At 67.2% G+C, this 12,937-nt stretch carries 16 protein-coding genes; 8 read left to right on the forward strand and 8 right to left on the reverse strand.

Features of this window, described 5'->3' with window-relative positions; all coding sequences use genetic code 11:
• Nucleotides 1-58 precede the first annotated feature (58 nt).
• The 4 genes from FVA74_RS05260 (at nt 59) to FVA74_RS05270 (ending at nt 3,438) form a co-directional block, all read left to right on the forward strand.
• Nucleotides 59-832, forward strand: coding sequence for a hypothetical protein (locus FVA74_RS05260; RefSeq protein ID WP_147723074.1), 774 nt, complete (start codon nt 59-61; stop codon nt 830-832).
• A 77-nt stretch (nt 833-909) separates the two neighbouring features.
• Complete coding sequence (locus tag FVA74_RS05265) at nt 910-1,677, forward strand: thioredoxin domain-containing protein (protein WP_168220065.1); 768 nt, start codon at nt 910-912, stop codon at nt 1,675-1,677.
• A gap of 155 nt (nt 1,678-1,832) precedes the next feature.
• Nucleotides 1,833-2,450, forward strand: coding sequence for a hypothetical protein (locus tag FVA74_RS13580; protein WP_168220066.1), 618 nt, complete (start codon nt 1,833-1,835; stop codon nt 2,448-2,450).
• Between the two features lie 58 nt (nt 2,451-2,508).
• Nucleotides 2,509-3,438: an NAD(P)/FAD-dependent oxidoreductase gene (locus FVA74_RS05270; RefSeq protein WP_168220067.1), complete on the forward strand. Its 930-nt coding sequence runs from the start codon at nt 2,509-2,511 to the stop codon at nt 3,436-3,438.
• 109 nt (nt 3,439-3,547) lie between these two features.
• Here FVA74_RS05270 and FVA74_RS05275 read toward each other — a convergent pair whose 3' ends face one another.
• Entirely contained in the window at nt 3,548-5,260 is a 1,713-nt protein-coding gene (locus tag FVA74_RS05275; protein WP_147720971.1) for a DEAD/DEAH box helicase, read from the reverse strand.
• 110 nt (nt 5,261-5,370) lie between these two features.
• Here FVA74_RS05275 and FVA74_RS05280 point away from each other — a divergent pair, with 110 nt between their 5' ends.
• The gene (locus FVA74_RS05280; RefSeq protein WP_147720973.1) at nt 5,371-5,559 is read left to right on the forward strand and encodes a hypothetical protein; all 189 of its coding nucleotides are present in this window, start codon (nt 5,371-5,373) and stop codon (nt 5,557-5,559) included.
• Between the two features lie 14 nt (nt 5,560-5,573).
• Here FVA74_RS05280 and FVA74_RS05285 read toward each other — a convergent pair whose 3' ends face one another.
• The 3 genes from FVA74_RS05285 to FVA74_RS05295 all read right to left on the reverse strand — a co-directional run bounded on the left by FVA74_RS05285 (nt 5,574) and on the right by FVA74_RS05295 (nt 8,290).
• Nucleotides 5,574-6,392, reverse strand: a complete 819-nt coding sequence (locus tag FVA74_RS05285) for an oxygenase MpaB family protein (RefSeq protein ID WP_147720975.1) — start codon at nt 6,390-6,392, stop codon at nt 5,574-5,576.
• Nucleotides 6,393-6,561: 169 nt separating this feature from the next.
• Nucleotides 6,562-7,128, reverse strand: coding sequence for a hypothetical protein (locus FVA74_RS05290; protein WP_147720977.1), 567 nt, complete (start codon nt 7,126-7,128; stop codon nt 6,562-6,564).
• Between the two features lie 13 nt (nt 7,129-7,141).
• The gene (locus tag FVA74_RS05295) at nt 7,142-8,290 is read right to left on the reverse strand and encodes a zinc-dependent alcohol dehydrogenase (RefSeq protein ID WP_147720978.1); all 1,149 of its coding nucleotides are present in this window, start codon (nt 8,288-8,290) and stop codon (nt 7,142-7,144) included.
• Between the two features lie 129 nt (nt 8,291-8,419).
• Between FVA74_RS05295 and FVA74_RS05300 the strand changes: the two genes are divergently transcribed.
• Nucleotides 8,420-9,088: a CoA pyrophosphatase gene (locus tag FVA74_RS05300; RefSeq protein WP_147720980.1), complete on the forward strand. Its 669-nt coding sequence runs from the start codon at nt 8,420-8,422 to the stop codon at nt 9,086-9,088.
• Between the two features lie 3 nt (nt 9,089-9,091).
• Here the strand turns inward: FVA74_RS05300 and FVA74_RS05305 are convergent, their stop codons facing one another.
• A complete protein-coding gene (locus FVA74_RS05305; protein ID WP_147720982.1) occupies nt 9,092-9,358 on the reverse strand; it encodes a hypothetical protein in 267 nt (88 codons plus the stop codon).
• 173 nt (nt 9,359-9,531) lie between these two features.
• Between FVA74_RS05305 and FVA74_RS13585 the strand changes: the two genes are divergently transcribed.
• Nucleotides 9,532-9,675 (forward strand): GPGG-motif small membrane protein, encoded by a 144-nt coding sequence (locus tag FVA74_RS13585; protein ID WP_168220068.1) that lies wholly within the window; start codon nt 9,532-9,534, stop codon nt 9,673-9,675.
• Between the two features lie 87 nt (nt 9,676-9,762).
• Here FVA74_RS13585 and FVA74_RS05310 read toward each other — a convergent pair whose 3' ends face one another.
• Complete coding sequence (locus FVA74_RS05310) at nt 9,763-9,975, reverse strand: hypothetical protein (RefSeq protein ID WP_168220069.1); 213 nt, start codon at nt 9,973-9,975, stop codon at nt 9,763-9,765.
• Nucleotides 9,968-11,407, reverse strand: a complete 1,440-nt coding sequence (locus tag FVA74_RS05315) for a glycosyltransferase family 2 protein (RefSeq protein ID WP_147720984.1) — start codon at nt 11,405-11,407, stop codon at nt 9,968-9,970. The genes FVA74_RS05310 and FVA74_RS05315 overlap by 8 nt, the downstream gene beginning before the upstream one ends.
• 65 nt (nt 11,408-11,472) lie before the next feature.
• On the opposite strand from FVA74_RS05315, the gene FVA74_RS05320 reads away from it, so the two are divergent.
• Complete coding sequence (locus FVA74_RS05320; protein WP_147720986.1) at nt 11,473-12,006, forward strand: GAF domain-containing protein; 534 nt, start codon at nt 11,473-11,475, stop codon at nt 12,004-12,006.
• A 6-nt stretch (nt 12,007-12,012) separates the two neighbouring features.
• Here the strand turns inward: FVA74_RS05320 and thpD are convergent, their stop codons facing one another.
• Nucleotides 12,013-12,906, reverse strand: coding sequence for an ectoine hydroxylase (gene thpD / locus FVA74_RS05325; RefSeq protein ID WP_206022671.1), 894 nt, complete (start codon nt 12,904-12,906; stop codon nt 12,013-12,015).
• Between the last annotated feature and the right edge of the window lie 31 nt (nt 12,907-12,937).

Here is a 12,937-nt window from a genome sequence, read left to right on the forward strand (position 1 = left end):
GCCCTTAGTTGGGCCTGTTAAAACGTGCTGGCCCTCAACGAAAGGGATGATCCACCTCATGGGTTACATCAAGTCCGCCGCGCTCGAAGAGACCGGCTACGTCGTCCTCGACAAGTACAACCGCGAAATCGACCCCAAGGAATGGCTCGACATCGAGTATGTCGACTGGAAGTCCTCGGGTGAGACTCGGTTCGCCCCCCTGGCCAGCGCCAAGGGTGAGATCGAGGTCAACGGGTTCTGGAACCACACGCCGCCCCGCACCGACAAGGACGGGGTCTGGATTCCGTCGCAGGTCGAGAAGGCCCCCACGCTCACCGAGCGTGCCCTCGAGCCGGGCGCCAACGTCGGTCGTTGCCGCGTGATCGAGCTTCTGCCCAACACCTACGCGGACGCGCTGTACAACCTCCACCAGGACGACAACAACCGCCTCAACCCCGATGGTACGGGCTGGGTCGTTCGTGGCTTCTTCAACCTCACGGATGACAAGGACAGCTACTTCGTCCTCCGCGAGAACCGCACCGACCCGAGCGTCGAGTATCGCATCGCGCTTCCCGCCGGCGCACAGATCATCGTCGACACGCAGCGCCTCTGGCACGCCGTCGCGCACAACGGCACCGAGCCGCGCTACTGCCTGATCACCTCGTGGGAGTCGGGCGAGGAGCTTGACGCCTACATGGCCAAGTACAACGCGGTCAGCCGCGTGCCCAACGTCGAAGTTCCGCAGGACGTGCTCGACGCGGGCCAGGCGGAGCAGGAGCGTCGCATCGCCGCTCGTGCCGCCTACTACGCGGCGAAGGGCCAGGCCGAGAAGACGGCCATGAGCGAGGCCTGATCCTCCTCTGACGCGAAGAGCCCCCGATGCCCGGCACCGGGGGCTCTTCACATCTGGGCATCGATATTCTTGGGGGCATGGGCAAGAAGGACGACCGCACGCTCGCAATCCGGCAGAAGGCCAACGAGGCCCGCATGCGGGAGAAGAAGGCTGAAGCGCGCCGTCGGGCCCTCATCCAGGGCGGCATCATCCTCGGCGTGCTCGTCGTCGTCGCAGCGATCGTCATCGCCGTCGTGTTGGGCAACCGGGCGGCGAGGGAGGTCGCGATCCCGGAGAACACGGCCACCATCTCGGTGGGAGAGACGAGTGACATCCCATTCCAGATCGCGGGCACGGCCGTGCGCGTCGGTTCGGAGGAGGCGCCCGTCACGATCTCCCTCTATGAGGACTTCTCCTGCCCCCACTGCAAAGACTACGAGGCCGCCGTGGGGCAGACGCTGCAAGAGCTCATCGCCGAGGGTGATGTCGCGGTCGAGTACCACCCCATCAACGTCGTGAGCGAGTACGGCATCCGGGCCGGCAGTGCTGCCGCCTGCGTCGCCGCCCACGAGCCTGAGAGCTGGACGACAGCGCACGCCTCACTGTTTGCGGTGCACGACGCGTCGACGGATGCCTGGAACAACGAACAGTTCGCCACCTTCCTCAACGGCCAGGGCATCGGGGGAGACGAGCTGACGGAGTGTGTCGAGTCGGGACGCTACGCCAACTGGATCAAGCAGAACACGCTCGAGGCACGCGACGCAGGCATCGCCTCGACCCCGACGCTGCTCATCAACGGAGAGCGCCAGGAGGCGCTGCTCAGCCCGGAGCAGCTGCGCGCCGCGGTGGGGGAGATCGTCTCCTGATACCCAGTTTTCGAGGGTCACGGCGCGTCGCGGAACTGGGGCTTCTTTCGCGCCCGTCTGCATGCGTATGATGTGCGAGACATCGCCGATGCCCTAGCAACATCCGTCCACTCGGGGGCTCTCCCCAGGACCGTCAGAAAGACCAGAACAGCCCTATGGACATCGGCAGCATCGTCGTGAACGCGCTCGGTTTCATCGGCACCGCGTTCTCAATCCTCATGTGGATCCCGCAGGCGAGGATCACCTGGGGCGCGCGCAACGATCCGGCTCGGCTTGCTGGCATCTCCGAGACGACACAGTGGCTCCTCACGGGCAGCTACCTCGTGTGGGGTGTCTACGGCGTGCTCGCCGGCTCGCTGTGGATCGCCGCGCCGAGCGTCGTCGCGCTGCCGATCGCCATCGCATCCGTCGTCATCGTGCGCCGCGGGCGCCGCCTGCCGTTGACCGTCTCGGTGCCGATCATCTCGGCCGACGAGACGCACTCCAACCTCGACGAGACACACCTGGATGTTGCGACCGGGTCGATCCCCGTCACGCCGGTCGCTGACGAACTCGGCAAGTTCGATATCACGACGCCCATCGTCGTGATCCCGGCAGACGCCGAGGCAGAGTCGACCGCGACGGGCACGATCCCGATCCTTGCGAGCGAACCGCTCGGGGCCGACATGGCCGTTGAGGGCCATACCGAGCCGACCGAGCCGACGCGCAGCGCACCTACCGCGGCCCAGGCCGCCTCGGGCAGCGACACCGGCATCATCACCATCCCGGCGTGACTCCTCCCTGAGCACTGCGCCCCTTGCGCGCGGCCGGGACCGAGGGGAGCCTGTGCTGGTGGACAGCAATCAGTGGGATGTCATCGTCATTGGGGGTGGCTCCGCGGGTCTGAGCGCCGCGCTTCAGCTCGGCAGGGCCGGACGGCGCGTGCTCGTGATCGACGCGGGGGAGCCAAGGAACCGTTTCGCCGAGCACATGCACGGCGTGCTCGGCAGCGACGGCCTTTCCCCGCTCGAGTACCTCGAGCGGGGGCGCGAGGAGATCCGGCACTACGGGGTTGCACTGCACCGCGGTTCGGTCACGACGGCGGCAGAGGAAGGCCAGCTCCTGCGCGTCGAGACCGCGGCGGGGGAGGCCTTCTTGGGCAGGCGGGTGATCGCGGCATCCGGATGTCGTGACGGCGTCGCAGACGTGCCCGGCATGGGGGATCGCTGGGGCAGGGATGTGCTGCACTGCCCTTACTGTCACGGATGGGAGTTCAGAGGCGCACGGCTGGGCGTGCTCGCGTCGTCGTCCGCGAGCATCCACCAGGCACTGCTCGTGCGCCAATGGAGTGAGAGCCTCGTGTTCTTCAATGCCGAAGCGGGGGACCTGCCGGTGGATGTCTCGACTCGCCTGCAGGCACGGGGCGTGATCGTCGAGTCACGCCCGCCTTCGCGGCTCGTCGTGAGCGAGGATCGCCTCACGGGCGTCGAACTGCACGGTGGGGATGTGATCCCGGTCGACGCGCTCTTCACGACGCCCCTCCTGAAATCCAACGAGGAATACCTCGACGGGCTCGCCCTCGAACGCGAGGAATCCAAGCTCGGCGGCTTCCTGAGGACCGACAAGGCGGGACGCACGAGCAACCCGAAGGTGTGGGCGGTCGGCAACGTCGCGCGGCCCGCCGAGACGGTGCCCATGGTGCTGGCAGCCGGATCAGCCGCAGGGGCTGCCGTCAACATGGACCTCATCGAAGAGGAGTTCGAGGCCGCGCTGGGCGGCTGACGCCGCGTGCGGTTCTTGATGCAGTTTTGGGGCGACACGCCGTGCCGGAGAATTCCCGCACGGCGTGTCGGGCAAGAGTGTCGCCGAAACCCCGCAGGCGACCCGGCGCTTAGCGGTCGCGGCGCTGCTTGCGGCCGCGGTCCGGGGCGATCTCGATGAGCTTGCCGCTGATGCGCGTGTTCTGGAGCTTGCCGAGCACGTCACGGGGCAGGTCGGCAGGCAGCTCGACGATCGAGAAGTCGAGCATGATCTTGATCGCACCGAAGTCCTCGCGGCTGAAGCCGCCCTCATTCGCGAGCGCGCCGACGATCTGGCGCGGCTCGACCTTGTGGCGACGGCCCACCTCGATGCGGTACGGCGCATAGGTGGAGTTGCCGCCGCGCGATCGGGGCTCGCGACGCTCTCCGCGCTCGGGCCGGTCGTCGCGTTCGAAGCGCGCCTGGCGAGCGGGGCGCTCGTCCTCCTTCGAGAGGAGAAGCGGCGTCTCACCCTGGGCGACGACCGCGAGCGCCGCGGCGACGTCGAGCTCGGGCACGTCATGGTGCTGCACGTAGTGCGTGATGATGTCGCGGAACGCCGAGATGCGGCCCGTCTCGCTCAGCGCCGCCGTGATGGCGTCGTCGAAGCGGGCGAGGCGAGTGACGTTCACGTCCTCGACGCTCGGGAGCTGCATCTCGGTGAGCGGCTGGCGCGTCGCACGCTCGATCGCCGTGAGGAGCCGACGCTCGCGCGGGGTCACGAAGCTGATCGCGGCTCCGCTGCGTCCCGCACGACCCGTGCGGCCGATGCGGTGCACGTAGGACTCGGTGTCGATGGGGATGTCGAAGTTGACCACGTGGCTGATGCGGTCGACGTCGAGGCCTCGCGCCGCGACATCCGTTGCCACCAGGATGTCGAGCTTGCCCGACTTGAGCTGCCCGACCGTGCGCTCGCGCTGGGCCTGGGCGACGTCGCCGCTGATCGCGGCGGCGGAGTAGCCCCGGGCGCGGAGCTTCTCGGCGAGGTTCTCCGTCTCGCTCTTGGTGCGGACGAAGACGATCATGCCCTCGAAGTTCTCGACCTCGAGGATGCGGGTGAGCGCGTCGACTTTCTGTGGGTAGGAGACGATGAGGTAGCGCTGGGTGACGTTCGCGGAGGTCGTGGTCTTGGTCTTGACCGTGATCTCTTCGGGGTCGTGCAGGTACTTCTGCGAGATGCGACGGATCGCGGCTGGCATGGTCGCCGAGAACAGGGCAACCTGCTTCTCGTCGGGCGTCTCGGCGAGGATCGTCTCGACGTCTTCGGCGAAGCCCATCTTGAGCATCTCGTCGGCCTCATCGAGCACGAGGTACTTAAGCTCGGAGAGGTCGAGGGTGCCCTTGGCGATGTGGTCCATGATGCGGCCCGGGGTGCCGACGACGACGTGCACGCCGCGGCGGAGGGCCGAGAGCTGCACGCCGTAGGCCTGGCCGCCGTAGACGGGGAGCACGCTCACGCCGCGGAGGTGCGCCGCGTACTGTTCGAAGGCCTCACAGACCTGGAGCGCGAGTTCGCGAGTGGGGGAGAGCACGAGCGCCTGTGGCGTCTTCTGCGCCGGGTCGAGGCGAGAAAGGATGGGCAGGGCGAATGCCGCGGTCTTGCCGGTGCCCGTCTGGGCGAGCCCGACGACGTCGCGACCCGTGAGGAGCACGGGAATCGTCGCGGCCTGGATAGCGGAGGGGGTCTCGTAGCCGACGTCCTTGACGGCGCGCAGGACATTGTCACTGAGGCCGAGATCGGAGAACGTCGTCTGGGGGCTGGCGGCGTCGGTATCGGCCTGCGTGGGGGTGTCGAGCGTGGTCATCTAAGCAACGTTACCGGCGGCAGCCGCAAGAGTGCTGGATCCTGGGCTCGACAGGCGGGACATGCCTCGTCAATCACGGCAATGTCGGTGGTGCTCCCTACCCTTGAAACATGGAGATCAAGAACTGCCCCGAATGCGCTGCTGAGACGGTATCCGCCGGCCACGCCCTCTGGGCCGACGGCGACGAGCTCGTCCTTGTGATCGAATGCGTCGAGCCCGACTGCGGCTGGGCGACGGTCGAGGCCGAGTGGGTCGACGCGGGCGAACGCTCGGAACGCGACGGCGTGCTCGCCGCGTAGCGAGCGTTCGCTCCCTAGACAACGGCGATGCCGCGGCGCCAGCGTCGGCGCGCATCCCGAAGCAGCACGTTGAATGGAAACTCCCGCAGCGCCCGAGGCATGCGCCGGTTGACCGCCGCGACCACGCGGATGAGCCGATCGAAGCGGCGCTGCTGCCGCCCACTCCAGGGCAGCCCCAGCTCGGTACGGAACTGCTCCGGCAGGAAGCCCAGTGTCAGGAAACGGTTGAGCGGGCCTGCCGTGCGGTCGAGCGGAAACGGCAGGAACGTGGCATCCGCGATGCCCCGCAGGTAGGCGCGCGTGACGTCATCCATGCGGATCGAGGCGATCCCGTGCTGCCAGTACCGCTCGAACGCCTCGCGACCGTCCGGCCACGCCTCGGCGGGCACCTGCAGTGTCGTGCCGAGGACGGCGCCGCGGCGGTAGAAGTCCTCGGCGCGATCCCCGAGCGGGCCGTGCATCTTGACGGCCACATCCTCCATGCCCCAGTACAGGCAGGCGGCCACCCACAACTGCAGGCGCTCATCGAAGGCGTCATACGCGACCTCGTCTCCGGGCCGGGATCGCACCTGCGCGTGCACGCGGTTGATCTCCCGCCGCAGGCGCTGGCGGTCATCCTCGGTGCCGCCCGTCGCGACGGCCAGGTAGGTGAGGGTCGTTCGCGCACGTTTGAACGGATGCCGGTCGACCCGTCCGCTCTCGACGCGACTCTCGGCGACACCCCGGCCGACGGGCAGCATCGACAGCTGCATGATGACGTTTGCGCCAGCCGCGAGCAGGCCGACCCCGTCATGCAGGCCGGCGCCGTCGTTCGCTGCGTTCGACGCGTCCATCTCCCCAGAATGCCACCGGGTCGCTGGCATCCAACCGGATGCCTGCTCTCGGCTCGCCCGTGGCTGGGAACCCAAGGTGAGAGTGTGCCGCAAGGGCACGACCCGCTCTCGGCGGTCCCGCTGAGCGCGATCGACCGGAGCCGGGACGTGCTCCAGCACGCCTCAGGTCTCAGCGCTTGGCGATGCGCCGCACGATTGAGAACGCGGCAATGCCGGCCAATACCCACGGCCCCGCGACAAGGATCGGGTCCATCCAGGTGTGCCGGTTGTCGGCGCGACCCCGACCGAAGCGGGAGCGGAAGCCGCCGTGCGTGAACTCGGCCTTGATGCCCGTCTCGCTGATGGGGTTGTCGGGCCGCAGGGTGAAGAGCGAGCGCAGGTGGCTGCCAGCAGCATCCACTCGGTCTCCCGCGATCAGGATGAGCCAGTGGGCGGCGCGCCCCTCGCTGAACTTCTCGTAGGCGAAGCGGCGGATGGCGCCCGATAGGCCGTGCAGGGGTGCTGAGGTGCCGAAGACGGGCGTGACGAAACGGTGCTCGATGGAACGCTCGCGCGTTTCGGCCCCAGCCTGGCGTTCGGGAAAGTCCCAGTGCGCGCCTGTCGCCTCGGGGGCGAAGCGCTCCTGCGGGAAGGCGGGTCGGTCGGCCGGGTCGAGGTCGACGCCCCAACCGGGGATTCGCGCCTTCAGCGCTTCAGTGGACTCGCGACGGTCGGGTGCCTGTGCGGTGTATGGCATGGTCTCGTTCCTCTCAGCTGGCGTCCGTGACAATGATGGGCTTGATGCAGTCATCCAGCTTCGCCGAGAAGATGTGGTAACCCTCGGCGATGTGCTCCAACGGGATGCGGTGGGTCACGATGTCGTTCGGCTTGAGGTAGCCGTTGCGCACGTGCTCGAAGAGCCTCGGCCACTGCCGCTTCACTGGGCATTGGTTCATGTTGAGGGTGAGGCCCTTGTTGAGGGCGTCACCGAACTTCACCGCCGAGAAGATGGGGCCGTAGGCGCCCATGACGGAGATCGTGCCGCCCTTGCGAACCGAGTCGATCGCCCAGTTGAGGGCGACAGGGGAGCCTCCCTGCATCTTGAACTTGGCTGCGGTGATGTGCTGGAGCAGGTTGCCGTCGGCTTCGGCCCCGACGGCGTCGATCGCGACATCCGCCCCCAGGTAGTCCGTGGTCTTCTTCATCTCGACGACGATGTCGTTGTACTCGTTGAAGTTGAGCGTCTCAGCGTGGGCAAAGGTGCGCGCCTTTTCGAGCCGGTAGTCGAGGTGGTCGATCACGATGACGCGGCCCGCGCCCATGAGCCAAGCGGACTTCGCGGCGTAGAGCCCGATGGGGCCCGCTCCGAACACTGCAACGGTGTCGCCCTCCACGATGTCGCCGAGTTGGGCACCGAAGTACCCGGTGGCGAGGGCGTCGGTCATGAGGAGGGCGTCCTCCTCCTCCATCCAGTCGGGGATGATCGAGGGGCCCACATCGGCGAAGGGAACCCGCACGTACTCGGCCTGGCCTCCGTCGTAGCCGCCGCAGGTGTGCGAGTAGCCGTAGATGCCGCCGACCGCGGTCGCGTTGGGGTTGACGTTGTGGCAGTTCGAGTAGAGGCCACGCGCGCAAAAGTAGCAGGAGCCGCAGTAGACGTTGAATGGCACCATGACGCGGTCGCCTGGCTTGAGGTTCTGCACCGAAGGCCCGACCTCGTGCACGACGCCGATGAACTCGTGGCCGAAGGTCGTTCCGACGCGGGTGTCGGGCATCATGCCGTGATAGAGGTGCAGGTCTGAACCGCAGATCGCGGCGTGCGTGACCCGCACGATCGCATCGTTGGGATGCTCGATCCTCGGGATGTCCTTCTCCTCGACCCGCACCTTGTATGGCCCCCGGTACACCATCGCTCGCATCGCATCGATCCCTTCGCTCGGAGCATCATCGTTCACGTCGTTCGGGGCACGGTACCTCCCGCCGGGCACTGGCGTGCGGAGCAAATTTGCAGAAAGGGCGCTGCGGCGTCCGCTGGGTAGGCTGACCACATGCCCGAGATGGATGACGCGCGCGCGCAGCTGCGGCGGCTCTGCGACGGCGGCTTCAAATGGCGCATGGATGCTTCGCGCTTCGACTTCGATCGTTCACGGGCCCGTCGCTCAGGGGTGCTCGTGCTCTTTGGACGCCTCGACGCTGTGCCCGCGAGTGCAACGGGCACCGTCGCGGGTGACCTCGATGTGCTCCTGCAGCGTCGCGCCGCGACGATGGGGCATCATCCGGGGCAGATCTCGTTCCCCGGTGGCGGCGTCGAGCAACAGGACGCGGATGTCACGGCCACGGCCCTGCGCGAAGCCGTGGAGGAGACTGGGCTCGACCCGGCCGGCGTCGAGATCCTGGGCACCCTGCCGGAGTTGCCGCTCGCGGTCAGTCACAACCTGGTGACTCCCGTGCCCGCATGGTGGACCAGGCCCTCGGATGTCGCGGCGATCGACCATCGCGAGGCGGTCGACGTGTTCCGCATGCCGGTTGCCGACCTGCTCGATCCGGAGAATCGACGCTCGGTCGTGCACCGGATCGAGGGCCGCAGCTTCACGACACCCGCGTTCCAGGTGGGCGAGCGTCTTGTGTGGGGCTTCACGGCGATCGTGCTGTCCAACATGTTCGACGCGCTCGGCTGGGGCGTTCCGTGGGATGAGTCCCGCACGGTCACCCCGTAGCGACTACTGGGGGCGCAGTACCCACTTGAGCGCCTCGATCATGGCGCCATAGCCGACCCCGGCCATCTCGTCAGCCATGCTCTCGTTGCGCTTGACTTCGAGTTCGTTGATCTTGAGACGCACGGCCTCGTCATCGGCCTTCGTGTCGAGCACCCAGGTGAGCGCGCCCATTGCCCCCGTGTTGCCGAGCACCATTTGCTTCGTCACGAGGCTCTTGCGTTCGGACTTCAGCTCGCTGAGCCACTCGTTGATCTCGTCGGTGTTTTTCATCGTGCCCCTATTCTCCCGTGCGCGGGGCGTGCCGCGTCTCCGAAACCTGAATGTTAGCTGAACGTCTGAGCCGCCAGATGGGGAGCGCGGGTAGCGTCCGACAAAACAGATACCCGCTCAGTTGCGTGCCCAGACCCGGGCGCGGCAGCCGCGGGGGAATGGAGCAACAGCACATGGCTACCCTCCTTTGGATCATTGCTGCAATCCTCGTCATCGCCGGCATCGTCGCGATCGTTCGCAGGCAGCTGCTGTGGGGCATCGTCCTCATCGTCGTCGGCCTGCTGGTCGGGCCGGGTGGTGTCAGTCTCTTCACCTGATTCGGCACGCGCGCATCACCGCGCGTGCGGCGCGAATGCCCTCGGCCACCTGCCGAGGGCATTCGTGCGTCCAGGCCGAGTTCGGTGTCAGACGGGGTCGTCGGGGTGGATGCTGCGGGTCTCCGTGCGACGATTCCGGCTCGTGTACAGGTCACTCAGGTAGATCCTGGGCAGCATCTTCGCGACGGCCAGGGCGACGAAGATGATGGTGTTGATGGCGACGACGGTCGACATGACGGCGAAGACCTCGGAGTAGAGGAAGGACTCCGGCAGGAGGATGCCGATCCTAATGTCAGGCATTCGACACCTCCGGCGTGCTCCGCTGGCCCCGGTCGACATGATTCCACGTCGCCTGCCGGCCCAGTGTGATGTCGATGATGCCCTTGACGTAGATGACGTTCAGCACGAGGTCGAAGATGAGTTCAGGAAAGAACGACAAGGCCAGGAGGCGTGCGGAGCGGCCGCCGTGCCACACGGTCACCACTCGCTCGACAAGGAACACGAGGCCCATCCCGAGCCAGAACGGGAACCAGATCCACGTGTCGACAGCGAGCAGTGTGAGCGCCATGAAGACGAGGAACAGCCCGAAGGCGAACACTGAGTAGCCGAGGCCGAGTTGCTGCGCCCAGTACCGCACCGTTTGCAGGGAGACACCGTAGGACCCGATGTTCTCGAGCGCTCCACGTTCCCAACGCAGCCGCTGCTTCCAGAGCATCCGCCATGTCGGCATGACCTCGGTCACGACCGTGCATTCGCGGGGCGAGATCATGAGGGCCCCGAGCGATTTGAGTGCGATCGTGAGCTCGTTGTCCTCCGTCAGCGCCGCCGTGTCGTAGACATTTCCAGGGGTTCCCGGGATCCTCGTTCCGCGACTGGCGGCGACGGTCCGCAGCGCGACTGGCCTGAAAAGGGAGGCCGTCCCGGTGAGGATGTAGACGCGGCCGCGGCGTCGGCGGATCTCGCGGGAGTACCGGATGTACTCGTTCCGTTGCAACTGGCCGAGGATGCCACTGCCCTCCTCCCCGTAGAAGAGGCCGCCGACCGCCATGAGGGCGCGGTCCCGCGTGAAGGCGTCGACCGCGGCCGCGAGAAAGCCGTCGTCGAGTGTCGTGTCGGCGTCCATGATCATGACAACGTCGTTCAGCCCCTGCTCCGGCAGCACGAGCTGCAGCGCCTGGTTCAGGGCGCCGGCCTTCTTGTGCCGGTTGTTGCGAGACTCGATCACCTCGACGCCGTGCTGGCGCGCGAGGGCGACGGTGGCATCCGTGCAGTTGTCCGCGACGACGATGATGCGATCAGGGCTGTGCGACTGCCTGCGGAGCGAGGTGAGTGTGGCGGGAAGGGTCGCCTGTTCGTTGTGGGCGGGGATCATGACGGTCACCGTGACCGGACCGTCGTAGCGCCCGCGCGTCTCGGCCATGATCACCCGTGCCGACAGGGGAGTGCTGGTGTCGTCGAGCGAACGGCGGGCTTTGCTCGTCGCCTGATGCTCGAGGAGAGCGATGAGCCCGGCAGCGAGCAGGGCGAGCGCCACCGCTGCCAGGAGTACGCGAGCCGACGGTGCGGAGGTTACGTAGAAGAGGTCCCAGATGCCGAGGACCAGCCCGTGCGCGGGAGGCTCCGCTGCCTCCGGATCGGTCCATGAGACCGCGAACCACAGCAGCACTGCGGCGGCCCCGATGACCACGGCGATCACGACGCCGACAGCGCGATCCAGCCAAGCCTTCTTCATCCTGTCGATGCTATCGGGGGACAAGAGGGCACGTTGGGGTACACGCGCTGGGGCAGGATTGCCTCATGACGCCACCCGACCCCGACGTGTACCGGGCACCCATGCGCTCGCGTGATGACAGCGTGCCCGACGGCATCGCCGTCGAACGCGCCCTCCGAATCGGCGTCTGCGGCGTTGGCGGACGCCTCTCACAGGTGCCCGCGAGCCTCGTCGATGCCGCGGCCGCCGTCGCAACGGAACATGACGAGCGGGTCGCCCGCCGCCTCGAGCGTTTCGCCGATGCGCCCGATGGCTCCTATATATGGACGCGAGACGTTGACGGTCTCGCCTGGCTCGGTCGGCTGGCCGGTCCGTGGCGTTACGATGACTCCCGCGAAGCCCGCGACGTGGACCTCGTGCACGTGCGGCCGTGCGAGTGGGTGGCGCGGCCAGTCCCCGAAGCGAGCGTGCCGCCCGCCGTGCAGCTCACCTTCCGTCGAGGTGGGCGCAACTGGCAGCAGACCCACGACCCGCACGTCTCGGCCCAGACGGCGGCCCTATGGCGTGAGATGACGAAGGGGCCGGATGCCGCGGCATCCGACCCCAGCCATCTCGCGTGAGGCGACTCAGCGCAGCGGCGTGAAGTCGCGGCTCGCGATGTGCGTCGGCCGCGGCGACTTGGCCGCGTAGGGCTCACGAAGCGTGTTCTCGACGCTGTTGAAGACGAGGAACACGTTGGAGCGCGGGTAGGGCGTGATGTTGCTGCCCGAGCCGTGCATGATGTTCGAGTCGAACCACAGGGCGGAACCTGCGGCGCCGGTGAACTGGTCGATGCCGTAGCGGCGAGCCAGCTCCGTGACGGCCTCCTGGCTGGGCACGCCGGCCTCCTGCGCCTTGAGCGACTCCTTGTAGTTGTCGTCGGGCGTCTCGCCCACGCTCGGCACGAAGGTCTTGTGCGAGCCCGGCATCACCATGAGCCCGCCGTTGTAGGGGTAGTTGTCGGTCAGGGCGATCGACAGGCTCACGGCGCGCGGGATGGGCATGCCGTCCTCCGCGTGCCAGGTCTCGAAGTCTGAGTGCCAGTAGAAGCCTGTGCCTTTGAAGCCGGGCATGTAGTTGACGCGCGTCTGGTGCAGGTAGACCTCGGAGCCGAGGATCTGGCGTGCGCGGTCGAGCACCTTGGGGCTGCGGGCGAGCGCGGCGATCGGCGCGCTGAGTGATTCCACCTGGAAGACGGATCGCACGGCGCCCGTCGCCCGCTCCGTGATGAGGCGGGCGTCGCCCTTCAGGGACTCGTCGGCCGCGAGGCGGTCGAGTTCGTCGCTGTAGAGCTGCACCTCGTCGCTCGAGATGAAGTCGTCGAGGATCGTGAAGCCACGTTCCTCGTGCTTTCCCAGTTCATCCGCGGTGAAGGGGCCGTCGGCGGGCGACCCCCAGACGGCGGGCTGTGTGCGCTCGATCATGTCACTCGGCTCGGCGAGCCGTGTGGGGAACAGGTCCTCGGCGGTCGTCGTGGTCATTGACATTCCTCCTCCTTCGTCGTTGTTCCGT

Origin of the sequence: Salinibacterium sp. dk2585 (genome assembly GCF_008001035.1) — a bacterium.
GTDB lineage: Bacteria > Actinomycetota > Actinomycetes > Actinomycetales > Microbacteriaceae > Homoserinimonas.

Excerpts from the sequence above, each read along its gene's own strand:
- FVA74_RS05260 (WP_147723074.1), top strand. The coding sequence starts at position 59 with ATGGGTTACATCAAGTCCGCCGCGCTCGAAGAGACCGGCTACGTCGTC.
- FVA74_RS05265 (WP_168220065.1), top strand. The coding sequence starts at position 910 with ATGGGCAAGAAGGACGACCGCACGCTCGCAATCCGGCAGAAGGCCAAC.
- FVA74_RS13580 (WP_168220066.1), top strand. The coding sequence starts at position 1,833 with ATGGACATCGGCAGCATCGTCGTGAACGCGCTCGGTTTCATCGGCACC.
- FVA74_RS05275 (WP_147720971.1), bottom strand. The coding sequence starts at position 5,260 with ATGACCACGCTCGACACCCCCACGCAGGCCGATACCGACGCCGCCAGC.
- FVA74_RS05280 (WP_147720973.1), top strand. The coding sequence starts at position 5,371 with ATGGAGATCAAGAACTGCCCCGAATGCGCTGCTGAGACGGTATCCGCC.
- FVA74_RS05285 (WP_147720975.1), bottom strand. The coding sequence starts at position 6,392 with ATGGACGCGTCGAACGCAGCGAACGACGGCGCCGGCCTGCATGACGGG.
- FVA74_RS05290 (WP_147720977.1), bottom strand. The coding sequence starts at position 7,128 with ATGCCATACACCGCACAGGCACCCGACCGTCGCGAGTCCACTGAAGCG.
- FVA74_RS05295 (WP_147720978.1), bottom strand. The coding sequence starts at position 8,290 with ATGCGAGCGATGGTGTACCGGGGGCCATACAAGGTGCGGGTCGAGGAG.
- FVA74_RS05300 (WP_147720980.1), top strand. The coding sequence starts at position 8,420 with ATGCCCGAGATGGATGACGCGCGCGCGCAGCTGCGGCGGCTCTGCGAC.
- FVA74_RS05305 (WP_147720982.1), bottom strand. The coding sequence starts at position 9,358 with ATGAAAAACACCGACGAGATCAACGAGTGGCTCAGCGAGCTGAAGTCC.
- FVA74_RS13585 (WP_168220068.1), top strand. The coding sequence starts at position 9,532 with ATGGCTACCCTCCTTTGGATCATTGCTGCAATCCTCGTCATCGCCGGC.
- FVA74_RS05310 (WP_168220069.1), bottom strand. The coding sequence starts at position 9,975 with ATGCCTGACATTAGGATCGGCATCCTCCTGCCGGAGTCCTTCCTCTAC.
- FVA74_RS05315 (WP_147720984.1), bottom strand. The coding sequence starts at position 11,407 with ATGAAGAAGGCTTGGCTGGATCGCGCTGTCGGCGTCGTGATCGCCGTG.
- FVA74_RS05320 (WP_147720986.1), top strand. The coding sequence starts at position 11,473 with ATGACGCCACCCGACCCCGACGTGTACCGGGCACCCATGCGCTCGCGT.
- thpD (WP_206022671.1), bottom strand. The coding sequence starts at position 12,906 with ATGACCACGACGACCGCCGAGGACCTGTTCCCCACACGGCTCGCCGAG.